The sequence below is a fragment of the Streptomyces sp. NPDC101181 genome (assembly GCF_044767975.1).
In the GTDB taxonomy this organism is placed as follows: Bacteria; Actinomycetota; Actinomycetes; order Streptomycetales; family Streptomycetaceae; genus Streptomyces.
Genome location: NZ_JBIWOX010000012.1, coordinates 18,252 through 42,402, shown reverse-complemented (window position 1 = coordinate 42,402; position 24,151 = coordinate 18,252). Strand labels below are relative to the sequence as shown.

The 24,151-nt window shown below is 69.1% G+C and carries 18 protein-coding genes and 2 pseudogenes; 8 read left to right on the top strand and 12 right to left on the bottom strand.

The annotated features are described in order from the left end of the window. The first annotated feature begins 23 nt into the window (after nt 1-23). Together ACIRRU_RS18890 and ACIRRU_RS18885 are read left to right on the top strand one after the other, a co-directional pair. Nucleotides 24-788: an ABC transporter ATP-binding protein gene (locus ACIRRU_RS18890; protein WP_403681744.1), complete on the top strand. Its 765-nt coding sequence runs from the start codon at nt 24-26 to the stop codon at nt 786-788. Beyond that, a complete protein-coding gene (locus ACIRRU_RS18885; protein ID WP_403681741.1) occupies nt 788-2,644 on the top strand; it encodes an ABC transporter permease in 1,857 nt (618 codons plus the stop codon). The genes ACIRRU_RS18890 and ACIRRU_RS18885 overlap by 1 nt, the downstream gene beginning before the upstream one ends. A 410-nt stretch (nt 2,645-3,054) precedes the next feature. Here ACIRRU_RS18885 and ACIRRU_RS18880 read toward each other — a convergent pair. The 10 genes and pseudogenes from ACIRRU_RS18880 to ACIRRU_RS18835 form a co-directional block, all read right to left on the bottom strand. Further along, nucleotides 3,055-4,341, bottom strand: a pseudogene (locus ACIRRU_RS18880) (ATP-binding cassette domain-containing protein); the annotation flags it as partial. A gap of 303 nt (nt 4,342-4,644) precedes the next feature. Next, the gene (locus ACIRRU_RS18875; RefSeq protein WP_403681738.1) at nt 4,645-5,373 is read right to left on the bottom strand and encodes an adenylate/guanylate cyclase domain-containing protein; all 729 of its coding nucleotides are present in this window, start codon (nt 5,371-5,373) and stop codon (nt 4,645-4,647) included. 13 nt (nt 5,374-5,386) lie between these two features. Beyond that, a complete protein-coding gene (locus ACIRRU_RS18870; RefSeq protein ID WP_403681735.1) occupies nt 5,387-5,917 on the bottom strand; it encodes a Pycsar system effector family protein in 531 nt (176 codons plus the stop codon). Between the two features lie 471 nt (nt 5,918-6,388). Further along, nucleotides 6,389-6,880 carry a hypothetical protein gene (locus ACIRRU_RS18865; protein WP_403681732.1) on the bottom strand — a complete coding sequence of 164 codons (492 nt, stop codon included), beginning with the start codon at nt 6,878-6,880 and terminating at the stop codon, nt 6,389-6,391. 1 nt (nt 6,881) lies between these two features. Further along, on the bottom strand, nt 6,882-9,062 hold the full coding sequence (locus ACIRRU_RS18860) for an integrase (protein ID WP_403681729.1): 2,181 nt from the start codon (nt 9,060-9,062) through the stop codon (nt 6,882-6,884). Continuing rightward, entirely contained in the window at nt 9,059-10,807 is a 1,749-nt protein-coding gene (locus tag ACIRRU_RS18855) for a hypothetical protein (protein WP_403681727.1), read from the bottom strand. The genes ACIRRU_RS18860 and ACIRRU_RS18855 overlap by 4 nt, the downstream gene beginning before the upstream one ends. After that, nucleotides 10,807-12,258 carry a site-specific integrase gene (locus ACIRRU_RS18850; protein WP_403681726.1) on the bottom strand — a complete coding sequence of 484 codons (1,452 nt, stop codon included), beginning with the start codon at nt 12,256-12,258 and terminating at the stop codon, nt 10,807-10,809. Before ACIRRU_RS18850 ends, ACIRRU_RS18855 begins: the two co-directional genes overlap by 1 nt. A gap of 96 nt (nt 12,259-12,354) precedes the next feature. Beyond that, a pseudogene (locus tag ACIRRU_RS18845) lies at nt 12,355-12,951 on the bottom strand (ABC transporter ATP-binding protein); the annotation flags it as partial. Nucleotides 12,952-13,238: 287 nt separating this feature from the next. Further along, on the bottom strand, nt 13,239-13,361 hold the full coding sequence (locus ACIRRU_RS18840) for a hypothetical protein (protein WP_403681725.1): 123 nt from the start codon (nt 13,359-13,361) through the stop codon (nt 13,239-13,241). Nucleotides 13,362-13,453: 92 nt separating this feature from the next. Continuing rightward, a complete protein-coding gene (locus tag ACIRRU_RS18835) occupies nt 13,454-13,732 on the bottom strand; it encodes a hypothetical protein (RefSeq protein WP_403682136.1) in 279 nt (92 codons plus the stop codon). Here ACIRRU_RS18835 and ACIRRU_RS18830 point away from each other — a divergent pair. Continuing rightward, entirely contained in the window at nt 13,707-13,874 is a 168-nt protein-coding gene (locus ACIRRU_RS18830) for an alpha/beta hydrolase (RefSeq protein WP_403682120.1), read from the top strand. The two genes, ACIRRU_RS18835 and ACIRRU_RS18830, sit on opposite strands and share 26 nt — an antisense overlap. Before the next feature lie 436 nt (nt 13,875-14,310). Here ACIRRU_RS18830 and ACIRRU_RS18825 read toward each other — a convergent pair whose 3' ends face one another. After that, nucleotides 14,311-15,636: an MFS transporter gene (locus ACIRRU_RS18825; protein ID WP_403681724.1), complete on the bottom strand. Its 1,326-nt coding sequence runs from the start codon at nt 15,634-15,636 to the stop codon at nt 14,311-14,313. A 103-nt stretch (nt 15,637-15,739) separates the two neighbouring features. Between ACIRRU_RS18825 and ACIRRU_RS18820 the strand changes: the two genes are divergently transcribed. Then, entirely contained in the window at nt 15,740-16,450 is a 711-nt protein-coding gene (locus ACIRRU_RS18820; RefSeq protein ID WP_403681722.1) for an AraC family transcriptional regulator, read from the top strand. 538 nt (nt 16,451-16,988) lie between these two features. On the opposite strand, the gene ACIRRU_RS18815 is transcribed toward ACIRRU_RS18820, so the two are convergent. Beyond that, complete coding sequence (locus tag ACIRRU_RS18815) at nt 16,989-17,678, bottom strand: GntR family transcriptional regulator (RefSeq protein ID WP_403681720.1); 690 nt, start codon at nt 17,676-17,678, stop codon at nt 16,989-16,991. A 137-nt stretch (nt 17,679-17,815) separates the two neighbouring features. On the opposite strand from ACIRRU_RS18815, the gene ACIRRU_RS18810 reads away from it, so the two are divergent. The 4 genes from ACIRRU_RS18810 (at nt 17,816) to ACIRRU_RS18795 (ending at nt 23,832) form a co-directional block, all read left to right on the top strand. Then, the gene (locus tag ACIRRU_RS18810; RefSeq protein ID WP_403681719.1) at nt 17,816-18,622 is read left to right on the top strand and encodes an alpha/beta fold hydrolase; all 807 of its coding nucleotides are present in this window, start codon (nt 17,816-17,818) and stop codon (nt 18,620-18,622) included. An 88-nt stretch (nt 18,623-18,710) separates the two neighbouring features. Next, nucleotides 18,711-20,126, top strand: a complete 1,416-nt coding sequence (locus tag ACIRRU_RS18805; protein WP_403681717.1) for an aminopeptidase P family protein — start codon at nt 18,711-18,713, stop codon at nt 20,124-20,126. Next, a complete protein-coding gene (locus ACIRRU_RS18800; protein WP_403681715.1) occupies nt 20,123-22,543 on the top strand; it encodes a prolyl oligopeptidase family serine peptidase in 2,421 nt (806 codons plus the stop codon). The genes ACIRRU_RS18805 and ACIRRU_RS18800 overlap by 4 nt, the downstream gene beginning before the upstream one ends. After that, complete coding sequence (locus ACIRRU_RS18795; RefSeq protein ID WP_403681712.1) at nt 22,540-23,832, top strand: alpha/beta hydrolase; 1,293 nt, start codon at nt 22,540-22,542, stop codon at nt 23,830-23,832. Before ACIRRU_RS18800 ends, ACIRRU_RS18795 begins: the two co-directional genes overlap by 4 nt. Nucleotides 23,833-24,151: the final 319 nt, after the last annotated feature.

The window sequence follows — 24,151 nt, the reverse complement described above, 5'->3', positions numbered from 1 at the left end:
CGCCTCCCTTCCTGGAGCCCGCCGTGTCCTTCACCGCTTCGTACGCCCCGCCCCCGGCCCCCGCGGCGGTCCGGTTCACCGGTGTCCGCAAGAGCTTCCCCGACGGTGACCACGTCGTGGACGTCCTGCGGGGTATCGACGTCAGCATCGCCCAGGGATCGTTCACCGCGATCATGGGGGCCTCCGGATCCGGCAAGTCCACCTTCCTGAACTGCGCCGCAGGACTCGACACCCCCTCCGGCGGGTCGGTCCTCGTCGGCGGCCAGGACCTGACCGCCCTCCGTGGTGACGCGCTCACCGCCTTCCGGCGCGACCACCTCGGATTCGTCTTCCAGTCCTACAACCTCCTCCCGCACCTCACCGTGGCGGAAAACATCCTCCTGCCGACCCTGCTCGGCGCACCCCCGATCCCGGCCGCGTGGCAGCGCGAGGTCCTCGCCCTCGTCGGCCTGAGCGACAAGGCGCAGCGCCTGCCGGGAGAGCTCTCCGGCGGACAGGCCCAACGCGTCGCCATCGCACGGGCCCTGGCCACCAAGCCCGCCGTCGTCTTCGCCGACGAACCCACCGGCGCCCTCGACCCGCACACCGCCGCGCACGTCCTCGACGTCCTGCGCCGCACCGCCGCCCAGGTGGGGCAGACCCTCGTCCTGGTCACCCACGACGCGTCCGTCGCCGCGTCCGCCGACCGGGTGCTGTTCCTCAGCGGGGGCGTCATCGCCTCCGACCTGCACCGGCCCGACGCCGCGCACATCAACCAGCGGCTCTCCCACCTGAGCGAGGTCCGCTGATGTGGCAGCTCATCCGCCGGAGCATCCGGGTCAACCGGGCGGAGAACCTCGGCTCCGTCGTCGCCCTCGCAGCCGCCATCGCCGTCCTGACGGCCGCCGCGCTGTGGATGGCCGCCGGGCTCACCGATTCCGCCCTTGGCGACACCGGCGCCCAGGTCACCACCCTCAGCAGCTCCTTCACCGGGATCGCCTCCCTCCTGGCGGGCATGACGGTCTCCACGACGATCGCCACCGGACTGCGGGAACGGCACCGGCAGTTCGCCCTGCTCGCCGCCGTCGGAGCCACCCGCAGCCGTCTGCGCTCCATGGTGCTCACCGAGACCCTCCTGCTGAGCGCCCTCGCGGTCCCCGTCGGCAGCGCGGCCGGCTACGGGCTCGCCCGGGCGACGGCCCCCCTCCTCGCTACCACCGGCCTGGCCCCCTCCGGCTACCGTGTCCCGTTCGACCCTCTCGCGGTCCTCGGCGCCGTGACCACCCTGCTGGCGGTCGCGTTCCTGTCCGCCTGGGCGGCCTCGCGCCACACCGTACGGATCTCCGCCGCCGAAGCCGTCAGCACCTCCGGCACCGAGGCCGCGCCCCTCGGCACCGGCCGCCGTATCGCGGCCGCCCTGACCCTGTTCACGGGCCTGGCGACCGCCGTGGCCCCGGTGGCCGTGCCCGGCACGATCGGGGTCGCCCTCGCCGCCATGTCCACCTTCCTCCTGATCACCGCGCTGGCGCTCGCCGGACCGGTCGTCGCCGCAGCCGTGGCCCGCGCCCTGTCCCGTCGGCTTCTCGCCACGGCGGGCCCGGCGCTCGCCCTGATCAACGTGCGCGGATTCTCCCGTCGGCTCACCGCCGTCCTCGTCCCCTTCGCCCTCGTGGCCGCCCTCGGCACCGTGCAGCTCAGCACCAACGCCATCGCCGACACCGCCGCTCGCGAACAGCTCGCCACCGGGCTGCGCCCCGGTCTCGTCGCCCCGGAGGCCGACGCCGGCACAGCCACCGCCCTGCGCGCCGTCCCGGGCGTGACGGACGTGTCGGTCCTCGGTGCGGTGAACGGACAGGTCCGGACCGACCAGGACGACGACCTCCCCTTCACCCTCTGGGAATCCACGAGCATCACCACCCTCACCGGCTCCCGGCCGGACCGGGTCCTCGACCCCGACGTCTCCTCCGGCTCCTTGCGCGACCTTCGGGGAGAAACCACGGTCGCCGTGTCCGCCGACACCCTCCTCGGCTCGACCGACGGAGTCGGCTCCACCGTCACCACCCGCATCGACGGGACCACCGTCGATCGCACCATCGTGGCGGTGTACCGCAGCTCGCTCGGATTCGGCGACTACCTGATCGTCGCCGACAAGGCCGAGGCGGGAGCGGCCCTCGTCACCATCCGGCCCGACGCGCGCGACGACGTCGTCCGGACGGCCGCCGCGCGCGGCATCACCCTCCTCACCCCCGCCGCCCACGCGGGCACGGCAGCCGGCGACGAAGGGGCCGACCTCTCCAACGTGTTGCTGTTCGCGCTCCTCGCCTTCGGACTCCTGGCCGCCGTCAACACCCTGGTCAGCCTGGTCCGTTCCCGCCGTGACGAGTTCGCCCTCCTCGCGCGGATCGGAGCCCCCCGGCCCGTCGTGATCGCGACCGTCCTGACCGAGACGGCTCTCGCCGTGTTCCTCGCCGTCGTCCTCGGGACCCTGGCGGCGCTGCCTGCCGCCGCGGGCGCGGGCTTCGCCCTGCTCACCGAATGGCCCGACCTGCCCTGGCAGTTCCTCGGCGCCCTCCCGGTCGCCCTGCTGGTCTGCGCCCTCCTCCCGGCCGCCCTCACGGTGTCCGTCCTCACCGGCCGCATACGGTACGGGTATGTGAGCCGCTGACGGTGCGGACACCGGGCGGAGTACGGGTCCCGGCGGCACGTTGCACGGATGTGTAGTGCGCCCCTGTCACGGGACAGAGGGCGCGGGGTCAGGACAGAGCGCTCGGCCGGCGCGGGGACCCCGGTAGGGATGATCGCGGACCGTACGGGGCGCGGGGCGGCGACCGACCGGCTTCTCGTCGCCGCACGCTTGCCGGGAGGGACTGAGTCTGTGCTCACTGCCGTCGTCTGTGTTTTTCTCGCGCTCGTGATCTGCTCAGGGGTGTGCGTAGCCTCGCCGAGGTATCGGCGCCGGATGAAAACCTCGCACCGTGACGTCGGTACGCCACCGGCAGGGCGAGCACGATTCCTCCTGGGCGGGGCGGCGCTCGTCCCGGCGTACGTACGCCGGGGCGAGCGGGGGCGGTAAGTTCAGCGGTCCTGAGAGAGGGCCAGGAGCTCGGCGAAGGTTCCGCCGCCGTGGAAGAGGTCGTCGTACTGGCCCTGTTCGGTGATCCGGCCGTGCTCCATCACGATGATGTGGTCGGCGATCCTGGTGTTCTCCAGGCGGTGGGTGACCACGATAGTGATCCGGTCGGCGGCGATGGCCTTGATCTGCTCGAAGATCTGGTGCTCGCCGCGCGGGTCCATCTGCGAGGTCGGTTCGTCCAGGATCAGCAGTTCGGGCTTGCGGTACAGGGCTCTGGAGGCGGCCGTGCGCTGCCACTGCCCGCCGGAGAATTCGAAACCGCCGAAGATGTCCCGGGCGAGGAGGGTGTCTAGGCCGGAGGGGAGGTCGTCGATGGCTTCGCGGAGCCCGACCGCGTCGATGGCCTCCCACACCGGCCCGTCGTCGTGGGTGCGGGGCTGGCCGAGGGTGACGTTCTCGCGCACCCGCAGGGGCCACTGGGCGAAGATCTGCGGCACCAGTCCGGTGCACCGCCAGACATCAGCGGGATCGACGTCGGCGAGGTCGGTGCCGTTCCAGGTCGTCCGGCCCTTGTCGGGGAGGTAGATCCCCGTGAGCAGCCGGGTCAGGGTGGACTTGCCCGAGCCGTTCGCTCCGACGATTGCGAGGATCTGGCCGCGCTTGAGAGTCAGGGAGACACCGTCGACGGCGGGCTTGTCCTTCCCGGGGTACTGGTAGACGACCTCGTCGAGCCTGATCTCCTCCACCGGGGCGGCCAGCTGGTGGAGGCCGCGTTTCGGTGCGTGGGCGGTGGCGTCGTCGAGGAAGGCCTGCATGTCCCCGAGGTAGAGGCTTGTGTGGAAGACGGCCGCCCCGTTGATCACGACCTGGGACAGGGCGGCGAGCGTGGTCTGGACGGCGATGACGGCCGTGGCCGCGACGGCGGCCTCAACTCGGCCCGTGGCGACGAGCCACGCAAGGGCGCCCCAGGTCGTCAGGAGGAAGATGCCGCCGGCCAGTGAGCAGAGCAGCGCGATGCGCAGGGTCCGCGGGGCTGCGGCCAGGGTGCGCCGGTCGCAGCGCTCGGACAGGGCCCGATACCAGTAGATGAGGTAGTCGGTCATGGAGTTGGCGCGGACTTCGTCGCCGTACTTCGATGTGGTTGCCCACCAGCGCATCATGCCGCGCACGTTGCGGTCGCTGATGTTGGAGTAGTGGATCTCGTAGTCGACCCGGGCGTTCAGCAGGGCGCCGATGCCCGCCGGGAGTACGGCCAGCAGGAGCAGCGGTAGCAGCAGCGGGTTAGTCGTTGCAGACACCGTGTCCCCCGCAGGTCGTGTCGCAATCTGGGGGCGGCCCTCCCATCGTATGACTTCCTGCGGTGCATGGGCACGTACCTTTCGCATCCGAGGCTCCCCGGTAGCACCGGGTGACGGACGACAAGCACCAGTCCCTCCCCGGCATGCAGCAGCGGGGTGCTGCTTGGCCACAGGCGACCGGCGAAATCGAGACAGGGTAATTCGGTTGCATCGCACGGTCGTTCCGGGTCTCTCGCGAGTGGCTATCTGCGAGAGACCCGGCCGGCAGTCCCTAATTGCAGATTCCCCAAACCGCTAGGTGCAGTTCTTCTGGTACCAGTCCTCCATGGCGCTACCGACCACTTCCGCCGTGTAGCGACCGTTGGCGTAGTCCTTCTTGCAGAAGGCTTGGTTTTCCGCCTTGAGGTTGAAGTGAAAGTCTTCCGACAGTACGAGTGTGGGAATGAATGGGCTGCTCCCCCCGTAGTTGGCGAGCTTTGCCGCCTCGTTGACCACGTCACCCATGTAGACGACGTCGTTGATGCCGCTCCCGTTGTACCCGGCCTTCACCATGAGGGCTCGGCCATACGACATGCCGACACCGATCTTGATGGGGTGCTCGAAGCCCGCCTTCTTCATGTAGTAGTTCATGAGCCTGACCATCGAATTCGCTTGGTATCCCATCGCGAAGACCGTGTCGATGTTGGGCTTCGATGGCGTGTTCACCACAGCCCATGCCGCATCTCCCGCGATATTGATCTCTCGCGTTAGAGTGCTCCCGTTGAAGATGGCGACAAGCTCTGATAGGTACGAACGGTAGATCCGAGCCAGGCGGGGTCGCTTGTATTTACTGGGGAGTTGCGAAGAGCCGCGAATGTCGACGAAGATCGCCGAGCAGTTTGCGTAGAATCCGTTCGAGAAATTTAGCTTGTCCCGATCGGGTAGTTCCTTGACTTCTTCGTAGCTTCCCTGGGCACCCGTCAAGTACTCCTTGATCCGGCTCGCACTTGCGACGTGGTCGTATGCCTTGTAGTTGCTGTCCAAAGTTCCTTCTTAGCTAGTCGACCACGCGGAGGCCGGCGGTCACGGAGAGGATGACAAGGGCGATCAGGAGCAGGCGGATCGCCCGGCCGCCCCACATGTACTTCTCATGGGCGACCTTGGAGTTCGCCCAGCTCTGGCTGGCGATCTCGGTGACAAGTGCTTCCATGTCCTTGGTCAGGGCGACCAGGGAGGTGGTGTAGGTGCCGCTGGCGACGTGGCCGCGAGCGATGTGGTGGAAGTAGAGGAGGCTGGTGGGATCTTCCTTCATCTTTAGCCGGGGCCAGAGAACCAGCCCGGCACAGAGTCCGGCCGCCAGGACGGTGAGCCCGCAGAGGGCGGCGCTGGCGATCAACCAGGTCGAAGGGATGTCCGCATCCTTGACAAGGTTGTAGAGGACGCCGCCGGTAACTCCAGTGGCCGCTAGGGTTACGCCAGCCTTGGTCTCGGCGTGCTTGATCCAGTCGATGACCAAGCCCAGGGCCTTCCAGGCGTGGTCGGGGTTCGGGGGTGGCTCGGCTTCTGGTGCCGAAGAGGTATCCGTCACGCGGTCATCTTGCACCGCACCACTGACAATGCACCCGGGAACGTCACAGACCGAGGCAGATTCAGCGGCGGGGGCCTGGTGCGGATGTAGGCGCGGGTCTCATGCCAGGGCCGCCTGGACTTCATGGACGGCCGGTTCGTGGTGGTGAGGGGGGGGAGTGGAGCAGGCCCATGCCGCGTTCGTTGGTGAGGCCGATGGAGCAGGCAGGTAGCCGCGACTTGAGGGCGACGGTCCCGGTGCGGCGTGCCCGTTCGGTTTCACCATCGCGGTGGAGGCAGGTGATGGAGTGAAGCCTCAGCAGCGTGCGGCTCATGCTGGATTCCGGCGCTGACGGAGTGAGAGCCCAGTCCTGGCTCTCACGGGCCCGGCTTGTTGCACCGTTCCAGCACCAGGCCGCTGCCGGCCGTCCCAACGCATCGTCAGCAAGAGGAGTAGTCAGAACCGCCGTGGGTCTCAGCTCACCTTCTAGCTTCATGAACCGAACGGTGCGATAGGGCCTGCGGCTCCTGGCAACCGTCGTACGGTGCCGCTGTCGGTGAGCTGCCGACGCAGACGCTCGATTTCGTCGTGCTGTGCAGTGAGGCGCGAGATCGCCAGGGTCTGGAACTCGGTGAGCTGTGCGATTCTCTCGTCGCGGGCGACTACGCGCTCTTTGAGTTCGGCGTTCTGAGTCTTGAGGCGTCCGATCTGCGCAAGCCGCGGATCGATGATCTCTCCGGCGTCGCGAAGCTCTTCGAGCCTGCGCTCGAACTCTTCTGCCAGGTGCTGGTAGGCGCCGGGCCTGGCGGTTCCGTCGCGGTTCTTCTTGGGGTAGAAACCGGTGCGGGTGACCCCGGCCAGGCTGGCGAGGGCCTTCAGGTCGGCCTTGCCGCCGGGCGGAAGATCTCCCTTCAGGATGCGTTCCATGGCGGCTCGGATCGCGGCTTCGTTGCGGTTCTTGGACTCTTCGGTGAGCCGCGCCATCTCAGTCCTCTCCAGCAGGCGCCGCCTGGGCGTCATCGATCTCGGCGACGACCCGCAGGGCGCGATCGCGTTCGGGGATCAGCCGCACCTTCTCGCCCTTGGCGACCCGGGGGCTTTCGATGAACACGTCAATGGCGGTGGCCTGCCCGGCCCACACGGGACGGTGACAGGGATGGTGGGTGGCCTGCGGGCAGCGTGCTGAGTCACACATCCCCACCAGCGGTTTCGTGGCATTGGGCGTGCCAGCCAGGCGCAGGCAAAGAGCCTTGGACGGGTCGCGGAACCAGCAGAAGTTGGCGGCCCCGACGTGAAGTGTCTTCGCCTGCTTGCGCAGGAGACCCTCCAGGTGACGGTCGTCCTTGAGGACCTTCGGGTCCGTGCAGGCCGCGTCCTTCAACTGAGCGTCCACGTGGTGGAACGCCTCGATCAGGCTCCGCGCACCGGGACCGGCGGGCATCCGTCCCGCCTGGACATCCCGGAATGCCTCCACCGTCAGTTGCACGTGATGGACCTCCTCAGCTTCTTCGATCTCGGCATGGAACAGTCGCTGCGAGCCGCCTGGGCGAGCGGCGTAGCCCTCCGTGGTGGCCACGGAGATGTGCTTGAGAGCGACCTTCGCGGCGAGGAGGCCGCCGGGGCGTTCCGCGATGGCCAGGGACAGTGTCCGGCGCAACATCCTGGCGTTGAGCGGGCCTTGGGGAATGACCGACAGGCCCCATCGCTCCCGGTTGCCGGTCCGCTCCAGCCAGCCGCGCAGATTCTTCAACCGGCCGGCCAGGTCGATGGTGCCGAACAGAGCCTCACCGGCTGGCCGGTCCACCAGCCGTTCGGCAAGGGCCACAGCGCAGTCCACCTGCTCGATGACCACCCACTCGTCGGGGACACCCCCGAACTTCTGCCCCTTGATCAGGCGGCTGGCGAGCCGGAACCGCTGGCCGCCTCCGGGCGTCGGCACGGCGGGGAGCCGGCAACCTGCTTCGATCTCCAGCAGTTCACTGGTCCGCATCCCGCTGAGTGCACAGGTCACCACCAGACAGGCCGTCACCGCATGATCGACCATGAAGAAGAGGTCACCGTCGGCCAGCGGCGGTGTCCACGGGACGAGCTCGCCGTCGACCACACGGGGGATGAGTGCGGCCTGCCGGGCCAGCGGCGGCTGGAAACCGACCTCGGCGGCCAGTACGGTCAACTCCGGGATCAGAGACTGCCGCGCGTCATCCCCGAATCTGCGGACGCCGACGGTGCGGGCGAGAGCTTCCCACCCCAGATGCTTCAGCGGCCCTTCCTCTCCCAGCGTGGTCCGCTTGCGCAGCTGAACGTCATCGACGGCCGGGAGGGGCTCTCCCGATGCTCGCATGCGTTCCAGGACCTGCCGCAGAACGGGCAGCTGCGCCAGGGTGACGCCGCCCGATGTCGGAAGGCCCGCTCTACTGGCGCGCACCGTCTCCATCAGGTCGGCGAGATGTGGCCCCACCTCGTTGACCAGGTGCAGACAGGTGGCCAGCAGCGGTTGCAGCATGGCGTCGGGCACGGGCGGCGTCAGGTTCGGCCCCTTCGACTTGTAGCCGACGACCTGGGTGGCGGTCTTCCCCTTCCACGGTACGAACCCCGCCTCGTAGCTGTCGTTGGACAGCAGTTCTTCGTACTGGGCGATCAGCTTGAGGATCTTGACGTGCGCCACGGTCGAGTACGGCTCCAGACGTCGTCGGGGCCGCCCCGGGCGGGGAACACTCCACGAATGTTCCTCCAAATAGCGCTCGCACAGTTCTTGCGAGACGCCATTCAGGCTGGTGATGCCTTTCTCTGTAAGCCAGTTGAACCACTCGATGTACTTCTCGAGAAAGCCGTAGAGGGTCCGAGGGGAGCGAACCGCCCGCAGCGCCTGCGCACACTCCAGCACTGCCGCGTACTGCGGAGCCAGCATCGCCAGCAGGATCTCCTTGGCCACGACCCGCCAAAGCGGATTGATGATTTCGGTGAAGTCCCAGATCTGCTCCCGCTCGGACATCATCCGGTGCGCGTCCATGAGACCGGAGAACACCCAGCGATCCTGCTCGAATCGCGGGCGCACCGAACCGTCGGCCAGCCGTAGCCCGGCGATCTCGCACACGTCCACCTGGGCGAAGACCGAGGCCAACCGTCGGTGACGAGGGAAGGTCGCGGATACGGGGAGGCGCATCACAGGGTGCCCTCCTCGGGCCGGAGCGGGAGATCAGTGTCGTCGTCCGCCACCTCACGTGCGGCTTTCACCTTGGCCTCCTCGGAGAGCTTCGGCAGAATCTCGTTTGCGAGACGGTCGGCGTACGGACCGAAGACCCGGACGAAGTTCTCCGTGGGTATCTGCCGGAACTGCCGTGCGAAGAAGGCGTTCAACCGCAGCAGGTTTGCCGCATGACGCGGCAGGAACACCGACAGCGGGCACAACAGGCACACCCATGGCCGAGCCGGACACGGCTGCCCGGCCGGACCGTGAACCCCGGCCAGTTGATCGGCGCACGCCGCAGTGAACACATCACGCTCGCCGCCGACCAACTCGGAGATGGCTACGGCGTCCAGCTCGAGCCGCTTCACTTCGTCAGGAAAGTCCTGGGCGAACCGCGCTGCCTGATCCGCCGACAGCACCACCGGCGGCAGCGCTTTGCGCAGGACGTCGGCCTGACCGTCCTCGATGATCGACTCCACCGCGTCGAGTTGGGCGGGGCTGGTCGGGGTGACGTAGTGATCACCTTCGGTGCGGGCGGTGTGGTTCGGGTCGATCGTGGCCCGTCCGGTCCACCCCCGTCTCGCCAGTCGCTCGTGATACGTCGCACGAATCCGGCCGCGATGGATCACCAACGGCTTTCCGGCATGGTCCGCAAGGCCCATCTGTTTCACCAGATACCGATGGTGGTCCGTGTCCGACGGAGGACCGACGACCAATCTGAAGCCACCACTCGCCGTGAACCACCTCGGGCTGTACGAGATCCACAGCTGCCGTCGGATCTCGTCGTCGGCGAAACTCCGCAGCGGGGCCGAGTACTCCAGCCACCGCTGCAGGAGCCGCACCGCCCGAGCTGGCAGATTCGAACTCTCGCGCGCTGTACGGCCCTTGATATACGTGATCAGCATCGAGGTGTCGCCGGTCCACTCGAGTCCGTCCAGTTTCAGATCATCGATCCCGTCCGGCACAACTCCGCAGTACATACCGAATAGGACTGAGTAGGCGACTTGGACGACTGGGTGCGGAAATAGATCGCCGCGCACCTGCCGCACGGCCCGGCGCAGGTCCCACTGCGGCGACCTCGTGCTCCGGGCTTGGGCTTGTGCCCGGTACCCGGGCCGGTCCGGGAAGGGGCCGTCCCGCAGCAGCAGCCAGGCGATGTCCTGTGGGTTGTGCTCCCCCTCTGTTGGTGGTTCCCCGCCCTGGGCAGCCAGTTCCAGAGCGCGGCGGTGCCGGCTCCAGCTGTCGTCCACAACCGTTCGGCAGATCGTCTCCAGCCGCTCCCACTCGCCATCTGTGTACGCCTTGTACGGATCCCTCCTGGGTGGCGCCTGGATCTGGTTGCCGGAGAGATAAGCGCGCACTTCCGGACGCAGGGATCCCGTGTCCCTGTCGAAGCCCTTCAAGAGCATGCGGGTCTCACGCTCACCGGTATGGGTGCTGGCCATCCAATAGCGGACCAGAGTGGCCCGCGTCAGATCCGAGGCCGCCCCGGTGAACCCGGCCTCGCTCAAGGCACGCACCATCTTGCGCAGGGCCACCGCGTACACCTTGACCGTGGTCTTCGCGCCGATGCCTCCGTCCGGATGCGCGTTGGCCGCAAGCCCTCGCGCGAGGTCACGTGCCAGTCCAGGATTAGGAAGATTGTCGAGGACGGATGTCCACTCGCGACCGTTGGGGAAGACGAAGCGCACGGCCAGCGGCTCGTCGATCACGTATGCGGGCATCAGATGGTCTCCTCGTCGTCGAACTCGGCCGCGGCTTCGGCGGCGGCCCCCGGATCCGGCGCGCTGCTCGTGTCCTTGTATGCGTCGCGATAGATCCGTGTGACGTCCAAGCGTGCGATGTAGAGCTCTGTCGACAGGACGCTCTGGTGGCCGAGCAAGTCCCGCAGGATCAGCATCGGATCGTTCCGGGTCAGATACAGCGCCATCGCGGCGTCATCCTCGGTGCCTGCTGCGAGTGCGGCCGCCCGCTGGTAGTAGCCTGTGACTAGCCACTCCAGGGTCGCCATCGCCATCGAATGACGTAACCGGTGCGGTGCCACGGTCGGAAACCGCGGCTCGAACCGCTCGCGGATACGGGCCGATGTCCGACGCAAGACCGTTGCCCAGTCCACGAACGGCTTTCCCGAGGACTGCAGGCCCACCAGCGCCGACCCGCCCTCCGGAGTGACCAGACGGAGCCGCTCAGCGGGACGCAACTTTCGCCACGACCGCCGTTCTCCGTTGAGGAACGCCCCTTCCCAGTCGGGCTCCTCCACGATCAGAGGTTGACCAAGCTTCGACGGTGGCCGCCATCGGTAACCATCCGCCGACGCCGCCCGGTCCAGTTCGATGTACTGATGCACGTCGGTGAGCGACTCATAGCTGATCCATGACGTACGGGCCTTCTGCCCCTTGGTGATCGCATGGCTCAGTGGAAACAGCACGGGCAGCTTGCGCGGACGGGACGGGAGCGGCGGCACTTCGTAGATCGTCAGGTGCGTGAACTCCTGCCGGCGCAGACCACTGGACAACACGAGGCCGCCCATCGCCGCATTGCGGGCCCCCTCCCGGCCGCGGAAGCGAGGGTCCGGCTCGCCGTCCGGACCGAGCCCTGCCAAGCCCCGCACGAACAGCTCCGCGAAGTCCCGCTCCAGGTACTTGATCGTCGTGTGCGGCCTCGGAGTTCGCAGCTTGGAGAGGTTCCGCTCCACCTCGACCAGAACGCCATCCGCCATGCGCCGACCCACTCGATAGTTGAACGGTACAGCGGCAGCGACGCCCTCGTCCCGTGCCCACGTGTAAAAGCCAGACAGAATACCCATGTTGAGGTTCCATGTGGTGGGGTCCCAGCGGTTTTTCAACTCGCCGCCCAGTCTGTACTCGGCGTACATGCTCAAGGCGGCGCGCAGTTCCGTACGGTCGCTCAAGGGACTGACCCCGCGGGCCTCGAGGAACGTCAACCAATCGCGGAGGCAGCTGGCGCTGTTCTGCCACGTGCGTACGGCCGGGGAGCCGTTCAGTGGCAGCTCACGCAGCCACCGGTTGACGAACACCGTCGGGCGGGGCATTCCGGGAGCGTCCTCGAGTATCAGATCGTCGTCGATTAGCACAGGCATCTGGTCGCGGATGAGAGGCTGTTGGTCCACATCCCAGGACTCCCAGCCCGCGGCGGAGAAGCTGATCAGGTGCATGACTCGGAGACTAGGTATTCGACACGAGCTTCATGCAACAGACTTCGAGGGATCACCCGAAGGTGTGCCGGAGTGAATGCGACACGGTGACTAAGCAATGACTTGCGGGTGGAGCACCGACAGGACTCCGGCGGCGGTGCCCATGCGGATCAGTGCGGACATGAAGCGTTGGGCGTCGGTGACCATCACGTGCGTGCGGGTCACCCCCATCTCAGCCGCCTCCTGCCGGTCGGAGAACCCGTCCTGCGCGCACGCGGCGGCCTCGACCCGGCAGACCGCCTCCACCAGTGCGCTGTCCATCTGCGAGGTGAGGCGGGGAGTGATCCGCCGTTCCCCGTACGTGGCCACTGCACTGGCGACGCGGCCGAGAGCGGCCGCGGACGTCACCACCAGCAAAGCCGGCAGCGCACTGTGCAGCCGCTCGGACACGGGCCCGGGCCCGAGAACGGGCCCCATTGCCTGGGCGGTTGCGGTCAGCAGCACGGCCGCCGAGATGCCGGTGAGGACCTGACACAGGACCAGGAGTTGCACGGCCCTCCTGTCCGTTCGCCACGACAGCCTGGCAATCCTCCCGAGCACGGCCGGGATCTGCGCACACATCCGCCGGAATGACACCTGGGCAAGCGGGTTGACGGAGTACTGGCCGCTGTAAGTGATCTCCGCCGGCGGCGGGGGAGGCGGGGCGACGGACATACTTCTACGGACATCGGCCACGGCTTCAGGTCCCCTTGGATCGTCGAATGCAGGCTGTCGGGAAGGCAACGAGAGCGCCGCACTTTTCGAACTCACGTGTTTGAGACGAGCTGACTTCCGCATGACTGCGGGCGGCACGGCGAGTGCGTGATGCACCGACCCAGGCCCCGCATGGAAAGGGTGACAGGACGGCGTGGCCGAAACGCCATCCGTCGAGCGCTCTTGACGAGCGGCGCACCACAGCTGGACCTTGTCGGCGCGCCCGCCCGCGCGGCGCGCCGTAGAGGTCAGGTGCCGCTCATCCTGCTCTCGGCTGGAGAACCGACGGCACGTTGGGCGGGCACGTCGTAGGCCTTGGACTGCAGCAGGTAGGGCTTGCGGAAGGTGCCGTTGCCGGTGTCTGAGTGCATGAGTTCCTCGAACGTCCCGGATTCGGCGACCTGCCCGTCCTTGAGGCCATCGATCAGGTCGGCGTGCTGTTCGGAGTGCAGGCGGTGGGTGATCAGGACGACGGTCTGGCCGGTCGCGGCCAGGGCCCGGACCTGGCCCCGTCCAGGAGCCGGTGGAACTCGTCGTCCTCGATCGTCGACAGCTCCACCCGGTGCACCAGGGCGAGGTACCGCTCGGTCGCCACCCGCTGGACCTTGGGCTCCAGCGTCCCGGCCGCCGCCGTTGACGCCGACCGAAGCAATGAACCGGCGAGCGCCGTCCCCGCGACCACCGCCAGTGCGGGCAGCGCGGCCTCCAGCCGCTCGGTGGTGCTCCCGCCTGCGACGCCCACTCCTGCGCGGCCAGGAGGAGGACAACGCCTTTACGGGCAGTACGGCAACGCATGCATCGACCGCACGGTTGACCAGTACCTGAGCAGCGTCAAGCTCCCAGCCCGAGACGCAAGCTGCGCACCGCAGGACGCCGACAGGTAGTCAGACCGGCCGTGGCCTGTCGACCCCGGTGCCGCAGATCGCGCACGAAAGTGCGTACCGCGACTCCGGCCGTCGGGCTGACGGGGGTTACGCCGCCTCAATGATGCTGCTGTCCCCGCAGACGGCTGCGCCCGGACCGGCGCGAGGGAACGGAACGATTCACCCCGGATCTGCTTGTGGGGCCCCGCTTCCGCACGGCGAGCGCGGTAGGGCAAGCAGACGGCAAGCGATCGTCCGTGCCGGACATCACCTATACCCGTACGTCGTCCCGTCGGGCTCCTGCTGACCGGTGTTCCGCTTTGTCCCATCGCCGGGCCCGCGTGAACGGGCAAGGCGCGGGGGCATCAGCCTGGCTGCGCAGAGGTGCGGGCAGGAGGCGGGGCGAGCGCCGGTTCTGTTCGCATGACCAGGTCTCCGCTTCGTTCGACGGGCCGAATCAGCCGGCAGTCTTTGCCCGGTAGCGCCAGAACGGGCGTACGGCCAGGGCGGCTGCGAGGACGAGGGCGCCGCAGACGAAGGCGGAGGCCGACCAGGCGAGGGTGAGGGGAACGACGGCGGCCATTGTCCCGGCACGCAGGTCACCCAGTCTCGGCCCGCCCGCGACGACGACCGTGTGGACGCCCTGGAGGCGGCCGCGGAGGTGGTCGGGCACGTAGGACTGGAGGATGGTCTGCCGGTAGACGGCGCTGACGAGGTCCGCGGCGCCGGCGAGGACCAGCAGGGCGATCGCGGCCCACAGGGTGCGGGTGAGTCCGGCGGCGGCGATGGCCGTGGCCCACACGATCACGGCCGCGGTCAGGGCGACGCCTTGGCGGCGGACACGGCCGATCCAGCCGCTGAAGAGTCCGGCGGCAAGCGCTCCGGCCGCGATCGCGGAGTACAGCGGGCCCACACCGCCGTGGAACCGTTCGGCCGCGGCTTGAGGGAAGAGGGCTTCGGGAGCGGCCAGCACCATGGCGGCGACGTCGACGAAGAAGGACATGAGCAGCACGGGATGGCGGGTGATGAACAGCAGGCCGTCCGCCACCGAGCGCAGGCCGGGCAGGCCGGCGGAACCGCCGGAGGGGGAGGGGAGGTGGGGCAGGCGGAAGGCCGCGTAGAGGGCGAGGGTGAAAAGCATGGCGTCGGCGCCGTAGATGAGGGCGAACCCACCGGGAAGGGCGAGCAGCACCCCGGCGAGGAGTGGGCCGAGTACTTGTCCGAGGTTGCCGACGCTGTAGAGGAGACCGTTCGCGGCGGAGATCTGGTCTGCGGGCACCAGCCGGGGCACGATGGCGCCGCGGACCGCTGAGGAGACGGCGAACCCGCCGGACTGGACAGCTACCAGGACGAGGATCAGTGCGGGCGACCGCACGTGGAGCAGGCTCTGCAGCATCAAGGCCAGAGAAACGATCCAGGTGAGCCAGCACGATGCGAGATACAGCTTCCGGCGATCCACCGCGTCGGCGACCGCTCCGCCGTACAGGCCGAAGACCACGGTCGGCAGCAGCGCGGCGAGTCCGCTGACGCCCACCACCGCGGAGGAGTGCGTCAGCGCGTACAACTCGACGGGGACGGCGACCGAGGAAGCCATGAGGCCGATCACGGACACGCTCTGCCCGACGAAGGTGCGACGGAAGGCTGGTACGGACAGTGGCCGGGTGTCCGCCACGCTGCGCGACAGCCGGGTCCTGATACGGCCGACGGGACGGGTACGGCCGCGCGGAGGCGTGTCGCCGGGATCCGCCCCGTGCGAGGCGTCGGCGGCGGAGACGGAGGACACAGGCTCGGAACCTGCTGGCGGAAGGGGTACCTGCGGGGGATGGCTCACAAGATCCACCATCGACCGCCCGCCCCGATGACGGCTTCCGATATTCTGACGGGTGATGTCGTATATCCGACACGGTCACCTGCCAGGCGAGTACATCGCACGACACCGGCACGAAGAACACCAGCTGGTGTACGTCAGTGACGGCATCCTGGCCGTACGCACTGATCACGGCGCCTGGGTGGCCGGCGCACAGCGCGCGGTGTGGATTCCCGCGCGCACCTGGCACGAACACGGTGTCCACGGACATACGACGGTGCACACCCTGATGTTCCCCGCCGGGCGGACGACGCTCCCCTGCACGACGCCGATGGTCATCGCCGTGGGCCCACTCCTGCGCGAACTGCTGATCGCCTGCACCGAGCCCGGCCTCGCACCTGCCGAGCGGCGCCGGTTGCTCGGTGTGATCAACGACCGGCTGCTGCGTGCGGATATCACCGGCCTGCAGCTTCCCACGGCCCGCGACCCCCGCCTGGCCGCCGCATGCCGCCTCGTACTGCAGGATCTGTCCCAGCCGCGGACCCTCACCTGGCTCGCCGGACGCGTCGGCGTGGGCGAGCGGCAGCTGGGACGGCTCTTCCGCGCGGAGTTCGGCGGAACCTATCCCCAGTGGCGCACCAACGCCCGGATCTTCCAGGCGATGATCGAACTGAGCGAGGGAGCCACCGTGACCCAGGCGGCACACAGGTGCGGCTGGGCCACCCCCAGCGCCTTCATCGACACGTTCACCCGTGTCATGGGCCGCACCCCCGGCAGCTACCGCGGGTAGATGCTCCCGCGGGCTCGGCTCGCTTCGCCTGTCTCATAGCCGGCGGCGATCCGCGGCAAGCATCCGCCGAGTGGTACCCACGGCACCGCAGGCCTGGACTGCCGCCCGAATGAAGCGTGCAAGCGGCCGAAGCTTTTGATCATCTTGAAGATGGTGACCGCAGACCTGGCCCGTAGTGGCAGTGCGGTTGTGTGGCGTCCGAACCGCAGGAGGTGAGGTTGTTCCACTGTCCGCCGATCTGCGCGGCAAGTTCGGTGGCCACGGTGATGCTCCCCACGGCTGTGCCCGGTCCGCACGCAGGAAAAGGGTCCGATTCACGCCAGTTCTGCGTGCGGGGCCCCGCTTCCGCGCAGCGAGGTCGAAAGCGGGAGCGAACGCGAAGTGGGCGGCGGTCCATGACGGGGGGCCGCGACGCCAGGACCGGGGCAGCCCGAGAAGATGGCAGAGGACGGATCCCTGGCGTCGATTCCCGGCACCCTGGGCGGCCTGGATCTGTGCGCCCCCCTCCCGGCGCTGGCGTGGCGGCATCAGTTCCGCTTCAGTGGCCGAGGAGACGGGCCGCGGTCTCGGTGCGGGTGAGGCTGTGGAGCAGTGCCGCGCGGCCCGTCTGATCGATGTCCTCAGCGAGCGCGTCCACGGCGGTCTCGCCACCTTCTCGGAGGCTTCGCAGAAGGGTTCGGTGGACGGCTGCCATCGTGGCGGCGTCGAAATCGGGGCGGACGAAGGTCAGCAGCAGCCTCAGTTCGTCCTCGCAGCGCCGGTAGCTGTCCATGAGCAGTGGATTGCCGGACGCGGCGACGATGCGTTCGTGGATCGCGCCGTGGGCCATGGTGAGCTCCCGCCAGGCGAGCGGTTCTTCGCGCGTGGCGAGCAGTTCGAGGTTCTCCACGGCGGTCTCGACCTCCGCGAGGTCCGCTCCGCCTGCCTGGGCCAGGCGGAGCGCGCCGAGTTCGAGCACCTTGCGGTAGTCGAAGACCTCGTCGATGCGCTGTCTGCTGAGCGGTGCCACGCAGACACCGCGATGACGCTCATGCGTGACGAGCCGCGACTCCACCAGCAGGCGCAGCGCCGCCCGCACGGTGTGCCTGGCGACGTCGAACCGCTGGGCGAGGCTCTCTTCGCGGAACCGTGTACCGACCGGATGCGCGCCGTCGAGCAACTCGTCGCGCAGTACGGCGGCAACGCGCTCGGCAGCAGCACCGGAATTCTGGCGGATGCTTGCGTTCACTCCCACCCTCCCATATTGTTCCACAATCCTGAGATGGATTGATGACCATCATCGCGCAGTCTCGTCCGGCGGTCAGCAAGACAGCGATGCCGGACGCGGATCCGTCACACGCTTCACGGAAGGCGACAGGCAGCCCCATGAGCGAACACATCGAGATCCACGGAAGCTCCGGCCCCCCTGTTCTGCTGCTGCCCGGAGGGCACGTGAGCTGTCACGGCTTCTACCCGGGCTATGCCGAGGCGCTCGTCGCGGACCCGGGGGCGAGGGTGATCGTTCATGACAGGCCGGGCACCGGCAGGTCCACGGTGCCGGGAACGCTCGCAGGCGTGAGCGGGCACCTGCACGCTCTCGTGCACAGGCTCGGCATGGGCCCCGTGGTCGTGGTCGGGCAGAGCCTCGGCGGTGACGTCGCCCTGCTTTTCGCGCGGGACTTCCCCGAGGACGTGGCGGGGCTGGTGCTCCTGGACCCCGTGCCTTGCGGCGATGTGGGCCTGGCCCGTCTGCTGGAGCGCAGATACGCCGGGCTGGCCAGGGCCGCACGCGTCCCTCCTGTCCGCCGGCTCATCCGGCACGTGATGCGCGCCACGGCCGAGCGGGAGATCGCGAAACGCGGACTGCGGGGCTCTGTCGCGGACGCACTGGAATGGAGCACCGACATCGATGTGCGCGAGCTGGCGCGTGCCCTGGAGGGACTTGCCGCACTGGCGGAGGGATTCCGCCCGGCGGATCTGCCCCGGGGTGTTCCCGCCGCGATCGTCAGCGCCGACCACCAGCCGGGCAGGATCGGCGACGTAGCCCGGGCCGCCCACGCCCGAGTAGCCGCCGCGCTGGGCGTACCGGTGACCCGCTGGCCGGGCACCTCGCACAGCCTCCACCTCGAACAGCCCGAGCGGACCGTCGACGTCATCCGCGCGGTCCTACGCCGGACGGCGAACCATGCCTGACGGCGGCCCGATCCCTCTCTTCTCTTTTCGTCCGACGGAAGCCGGCGCGGTCCGGCCGCCACCGGATGACCGACCAGGAGGCGACATCATGACCGAACCCACCGATGCCGAGCTCGACGCGCTTCTCACCCAGCGGCCAGGCATGTCGCGCGAGCAACTGCGGCTGCTGATCAGGCACTGGAATCCGCAATCGCCGACCGCCGAGCCCTGGCAGGGTGCGGCCCCGAGGGCACACAGGAGAGCGGCCCTCGCGGCGGCCCTGCCCGGCGAGTGGCTCGTCGTCCCCAGCGGCCGGCCGCAGCCGCGGTGCAACGACCTGCTGTACCCCTTCCGGCCGGGCTCGGACTTCACCTGGCTCGTCGGTGACGACGAGCCAGGATCGGTGCTCGTCGTCGATCCCTCGGGAGCATCGACGCTCTACCGGGACGAGCGCCCCGCGCTCGGCGACCCGCTGTCGCTGCTCGACGCCCACCGGGGCGCTTTCTGGGACGGCCAGCCGTCGCCGTCGCCGGACGTCGCCATCACCCTCGGCCTTCCCGTACGGCCGCTGTCACGGCTGCCGCAGGTGCTCAGAGCCGCCGGTCGCGCCCGGGCGGTCCGAGGCCTCGATGACGATGTCGACGCCATGATCACCGCGGACGGCGGTGAACTGTCCCGCATCATCGCAAGGATGCGTCTGGTGAAGGACGAGCACGAGCTCGCGCTCCTGCGGCAGACCGCCGCAGACACCGTCACCGCGTTCGGGGCACTCGCCGCGGCCCTGCCCGCCGCCACCACGTCCGGTGAGGCACATCTCGAAGGCGTGTTCCTCCAGTACGCGCGGACGCTCGGGCACGGAGCCGCCTACAACCCCGTCGTCGGCGCAGGGGAGCACGCCACGGTGCTCCACTGGATGCGTAACGACGGGCGGGTGGGCGAGGGCGATCTCGTTCTCATCGACGCCGGAATCGAGGGTCGCGAGCGGTACGCGGCGGACGTCACGCGCACCTTCCCGGCGTCCGGCCTCTTCACGCCCGAGCAGCGAGCCGTCTACGACCTCGTGTACGCAGCCCAGGAGGCCGCGCTCGCCCTCGTGCGCCCGGGGGTGACGCTGCGCGACCTCCACACGGCCGCGGTCAAGGTCATCGGCGCCGGGCTGCGCCGCCTGGGTGTCCTCACCGACCGGGTCGCCGGAGATCTGCCGGACCAGCAGGTGGTCATGCGGTGGATGCCGCACGGCATCGGTCACATGCTCGGCGTCGATGTCCACGACTGCCTGGCGGTCGCCTCGGAGGCCGCCACGATGCCCCTCGAAGCCGGACACGTCATCACCGTCGAGCCCGGTGTGTACCTGTCGCCGCACGACACCCTCGTCCCCGCGCACCTCCGCGGCATCGGCGTACGGATCGAGGACGACATCGTCGTGACGCCGGACGGGCACGACAACCTGACCGCGGCGCTCCCTCGCTCGTCCGATGCCGTCGAACGGTGGCTCGCCTCCCTGGACACGAGGAGTGCGGCATGAGCATCCCGGAGTTCATGTCGGCGGAGCACATCGAGACGATGCGGGGGCTCCTGCACGGGGAGCCGGCCGTGCTCGCGGTCTGCCGGGACCTCGACCACAGGTACGGGGTCTCCTATGTGCTGACGGACGGCCCCGGTGGAGAAGAGATCCATTGGCAGATGATCTTCGACCCGGTGACAGGTGTGCACGTCGGACTCGGCGATCCCGACCAGATTGATGTCGTGTACCGCGGCGACTGGACCGCGGTCATGCTCGGGGCGGCGGCCCGGCGGCGCGGGGAGGCACCGCCCGACCCCTTCGTGGTCGACGGCGACCCCGCCGTTCTCGACCGCATCGGCCCGGCGTTCGCGTCCGCGCACCGGGCGGCCGCGATCGAGACGAGCCTGCCACGCGTCGACCCTTTGCCGGAACCCGGCGCCGTCGCGGGCTCCGGCGACATCCGGGAGACTGCCGCGTGGAGCTTCACCGAGCGTGCCTTTCGCGCGGTGCACGAGCCTGCGTTCGGCCGTCCGCACCGCCTGTCCGAACCCGATGCGAGTCCCGACGGAGCACGCGTCGCTCTCACCGGCGCGGTGTTCGACGAACTCGTGGGACTTCCTCGCAGCGCGGCGTACCACCTCGCGGCAGATGGGCTGCGCGCACTGGACCCCGGGGACGGTTCACGCCGCTCCCCACGCTTCTCGCCCGACGGGCGGCAAGTGGCTCTGCTGACCGACGAGGCCGAGCCCGGCGTCTTCCAGGCGGCGATTCTGTCCGGTGCCGATCTCGAACAGCGCACCTTGGCTCCGGGCGTGCCCGGGACCGTGGAGTATCTGGCGTGGTCGCCTGACGGATCCGCCGTTCTCCTGGGCGTTGCGGGCAGGGGCGCGGATCTGGCAGGAGGACAGGGCAGCGGCACCATCCGAGAGCAGCCTGCGGACCGGCCGGACTGGGCCCCTTCCGTCGACGACGGCGTACCCGCGAACATCTGGCGCTCGGTCCACGTCTTCGACCTCGCTTCAGGAGAGCTGCGCCGGTGGTCGCCCGCCGATGTGAACGTCTGGGAGGCGGCCTGGCTGGGCACGGACGCCATCGTGGCGGTCACCTCGCCGAGCCCTGACGAGGGCGCCTGGTACACCGCCGCGCTGACCTTCATCCGCCGGGACGGGACCACCACCGGCCTGCATACGCCCCGCGACCAGCTCGGCTGGCCCGCCGGATCGCCGGACGGGGGTGCGGTCGCGGTCGTGGAAGCGATCGCCTCGGACCGCTGGGTGGTGGCCGGCGACCTCCTGGTCGGCCAACCGGAAGCACTCGAACCGGTCGACACGCTCGGCGTCGACGTCACTGCCACGCACTGGATCGACGAGCGGCGTCTCGGATACGCCGGTGTGCGGGGCCTGGAGACGGTGCTGGCCGTACACGACCGCACCACCGGCACCACCACCGAGCTGTGGGCGTCCGCCGACACCGGCTGCGGGATGCCCTACCCCCAAGCCGGATGGACAGCGGCCGGCGATGCCGTGATCGTCGAGGAGGGATACCGGGTCCCGCAACGCCTCGTCACCGTACCGGGCGACGGCAAGCCGCCACGTGTGCTGCACCGCACGGATCACCCGGGCACCGACGACCTGCTCGGCCTGGCGGGTACGGCGCAACCCGTGTCGTGGCACAGCTCCGATGGTCTGCGGATCGAGGGCCTGCTGTGCCTGCCGCCGGGCGATGGCCCGTTCCCGCTGGTGGTCAACATCCACGGCGGTCCGGTCTGGGCGTACCGCAACCAGTGGTCGATGTTCTCCACGGTGGTCCCGGTGCTCGTCTCCCGGGGCTACGCTGTGCTCAATCCGAACCCACGCGGCAGTTCGGGACGCGGTCGTGCCTTCGCCCGGCGCGTCCTCGGTGATCCCGGCGGGCTGGACGGCCAGGACATTCTGTCCGGGGTGGACGCCCTGGTCGGACGCGGCATCGTGGACCGGGCCCGCGTGGGACTGATGGGCGGCTCCTACGGGGGCTACCTGTCCAGCTGGCTGGTGACTCAGGATCAACGGTGGGCCGCCGCCGTGCCGGTCGCGCCGGTGACCGACTGGTACAGCCAGCACTACACCAGCAACATCCCCTCCTTCGACCAACTCCTGCTGGGCGGTGGCCCGGAGCGGGACGGAGCCTACGCCGCGCGCAGCCCCCTCACCCACGTCGGCGCCGCCACCACGCCCTGTCTGCTCGTCGCAGGCGCCCTCGACCGCTGCACACCGCCCACCCAGGCGCAGGAGTTCCACCGCGGCCTGCGGGAGAACGGCACCGAATCGGTGCTCGTCGTGTACCCGCGCGAAGGGCACGGCGTACGCGCGTTTCCCGCCTGCATCGACTACGCCGCACGAGTGCTCGGATGGTTCGAGCGGCACATGCCGGCTAAAGCCGAAGACCGGAGGACAGCATGACCGACCGCACCGGAGACCGGATGGTGTCCACGAGCCGTCGCCTAGACCATTTCGACGCCGAACTCGCCCGTGACCCGGAGGCTGCCGTCGCGGCGCTGCTGGCGGACCTCGCGGCCGCCCAGGGGCCGATCATCGAGGAGACCGAAGGCGGGCACGACGCGCTGGTGACCTTCGTGTACGTCGACGACGTCGACCAGGTCGAGCTCAACACCCCGGCCCTCCTGCTCAACGCCCCCCGCCTCAGTCAGCCGATGCGGCGCGCGACGGGCACGAACGTGTGGACCCTGGTGGTCCGCATCGCCCGTGACGTGACCACGGCGTACCGCTTCCACGTGGATCCGCCCACGCTCGGGGACACCACCGAGGAGATGATGGAGGTGTTGTCCGACCCCGACCGGTACGCCGCCTTCGCCGCCGCCTACACGCGCTCGGTGCGCCCGGACCCGTACAACCCGCGTCAGGTGGTCGACCTGGCGGACGGTTCCGACGAACCGCAGAGCAGCGTGCTGATCATGCCGGACGCCGACGCGCTGCCCGTGGCGAATGACGTCTCCGATCGTGTCGTGGAGCACCGGCTCCCCGGTGGACGCCGTATCGACGTGTACCGGCCCGCGGGTGGGGGCGACGACCTGCCCCTGGTCGTGGTGCTGGACGGCGAACACTGCCGGCGGGGACTCGTGCTGGAGCACCTCGACACAGCGATCGCCGAGGGACGTGTCCCGCCCGTACGGGCCGTCCTCTGGCACAACCTCTCGCCGACCTCCCGCATGGCCGAGATGGCCTGCAACCCCGCCCTCCCACAGGCGCTCACCGACGAGCTCTTCGCCTGGCTCGACAAGCGCGCAGAGCTTCCTCCCACCGAGCGGCGCGTCCTGGTCGGCTTCAGCTACGGCGGGCTCGCCACGGCGTACACGGGCCTGCACCGACCGGACCTCTTCGGCGCGGCGCTACCCGTCTCGCCCAGCCTCTACTTCACCCCGGAACCGGACACCGAGCCCGGCGAATGGCTCACCCGCCAGATCACACCCGACACCACACACACCCGTTGGTTTCTCGCGGTGGGACGGCTCGAAGACATCCCGATCGGTCTGCCGGGCGTGGCCCCGGACGCCACGATGCTGAGCTGCGCACGACGCTTCCACGACGCGCTTCGGAGCGCGGGCGCCGACATCGTCGGCCTGCTCGAACACCCCTCAGGACACGAAATGTTCACCGTGAATGCGGCGGTCGAGCAAGGGCTCGCAGCCCTGCTCACCGCGAGGGCTCAGGGCACGGATCCCAGGGAATGAAGGCGTAGGAAGAGGTGGTTGCGCCCCGTCGACAGGCGACAGGGCGAGCCGACCACGCGCGCTTCGAGGAACCGGTGCCGGAAGTCCGTGCGGCCTCGCCGGCCGCTGCCCCGTCCAAGAAGACGGTCTGTCTTCGCTGCCCCGTCCGGAGGTTCGGGAATGACGGTTACGGGCACCAGTGGTGCCGGAAAGCTCTTCGCACCGCGCCGGATGCACCGGCAGGTCCCCCGATGGGCTGACCTTGCTCCGTTGCTTCGGTTCCGAGCAGCTCCCTTCACCCCGGGGAGCCCGCTGGCGAGTGCGCACACCGTCGAGGACC

Coding starts and splice junctions, on each gene's coding strand:
- ACIRRU_RS18885 (WP_403681741.1), top strand. CDS start 788: ATGTGGCAGCTCATCCGCCGGAGCATCCGGGTCAACCGGGCGGAGAAC.
- ACIRRU_RS18865 (WP_403681732.1), bottom strand. CDS start 6,880: ATGGCGCGGCTCACCGAAGAGTCCAAGAACCGCAACGAAGCCGCGATC.
- ACIRRU_RS18855 (WP_403681727.1), bottom strand. CDS start 10,807: ATGCCCGCATACGTGATCGACGAGCCGCTGGCCGTGCGCTTCGTCTTC.
- ACIRRU_RS18850 (WP_403681726.1), bottom strand. CDS start 12,258: ATGCACCTGATCAGCTTCTCCGCCGCGGGCTGGGAGTCCTGGGATGTG.
- ACIRRU_RS18840 (WP_403681725.1), bottom strand. CDS start 13,361: ATGCACTCAGACACCGGCAACGGCACCTTCCGCAAGCCCTACCTGCTG.
- ACIRRU_RS18820 (WP_403681722.1), top strand. CDS start 15,740: ATGTCGTATATCCGACACGGTCACCTGCCAGGCGAGTACATCGCACGA.
- ACIRRU_RS18810 (WP_403681719.1), top strand. CDS start 17,816: ATGAGCGAACACATCGAGATCCACGGAAGCTCCGGCCCCCCTGTTCTG.
- ACIRRU_RS18805 (WP_403681717.1), top strand. CDS start 18,711: ATGACCGAACCCACCGATGCCGAGCTCGACGCGCTTCTCACCCAGCGG.
- ACIRRU_RS18800 (WP_403681715.1), top strand. CDS start 20,123: ATGAGCATCCCGGAGTTCATGTCGGCGGAGCACATCGAGACGATGCGG.
- ACIRRU_RS18795 (WP_403681712.1), top strand. CDS start 22,540: ATGACCGACCGCACCGGAGACCGGATGGTGTCCACGAGCCGTCGCCTA.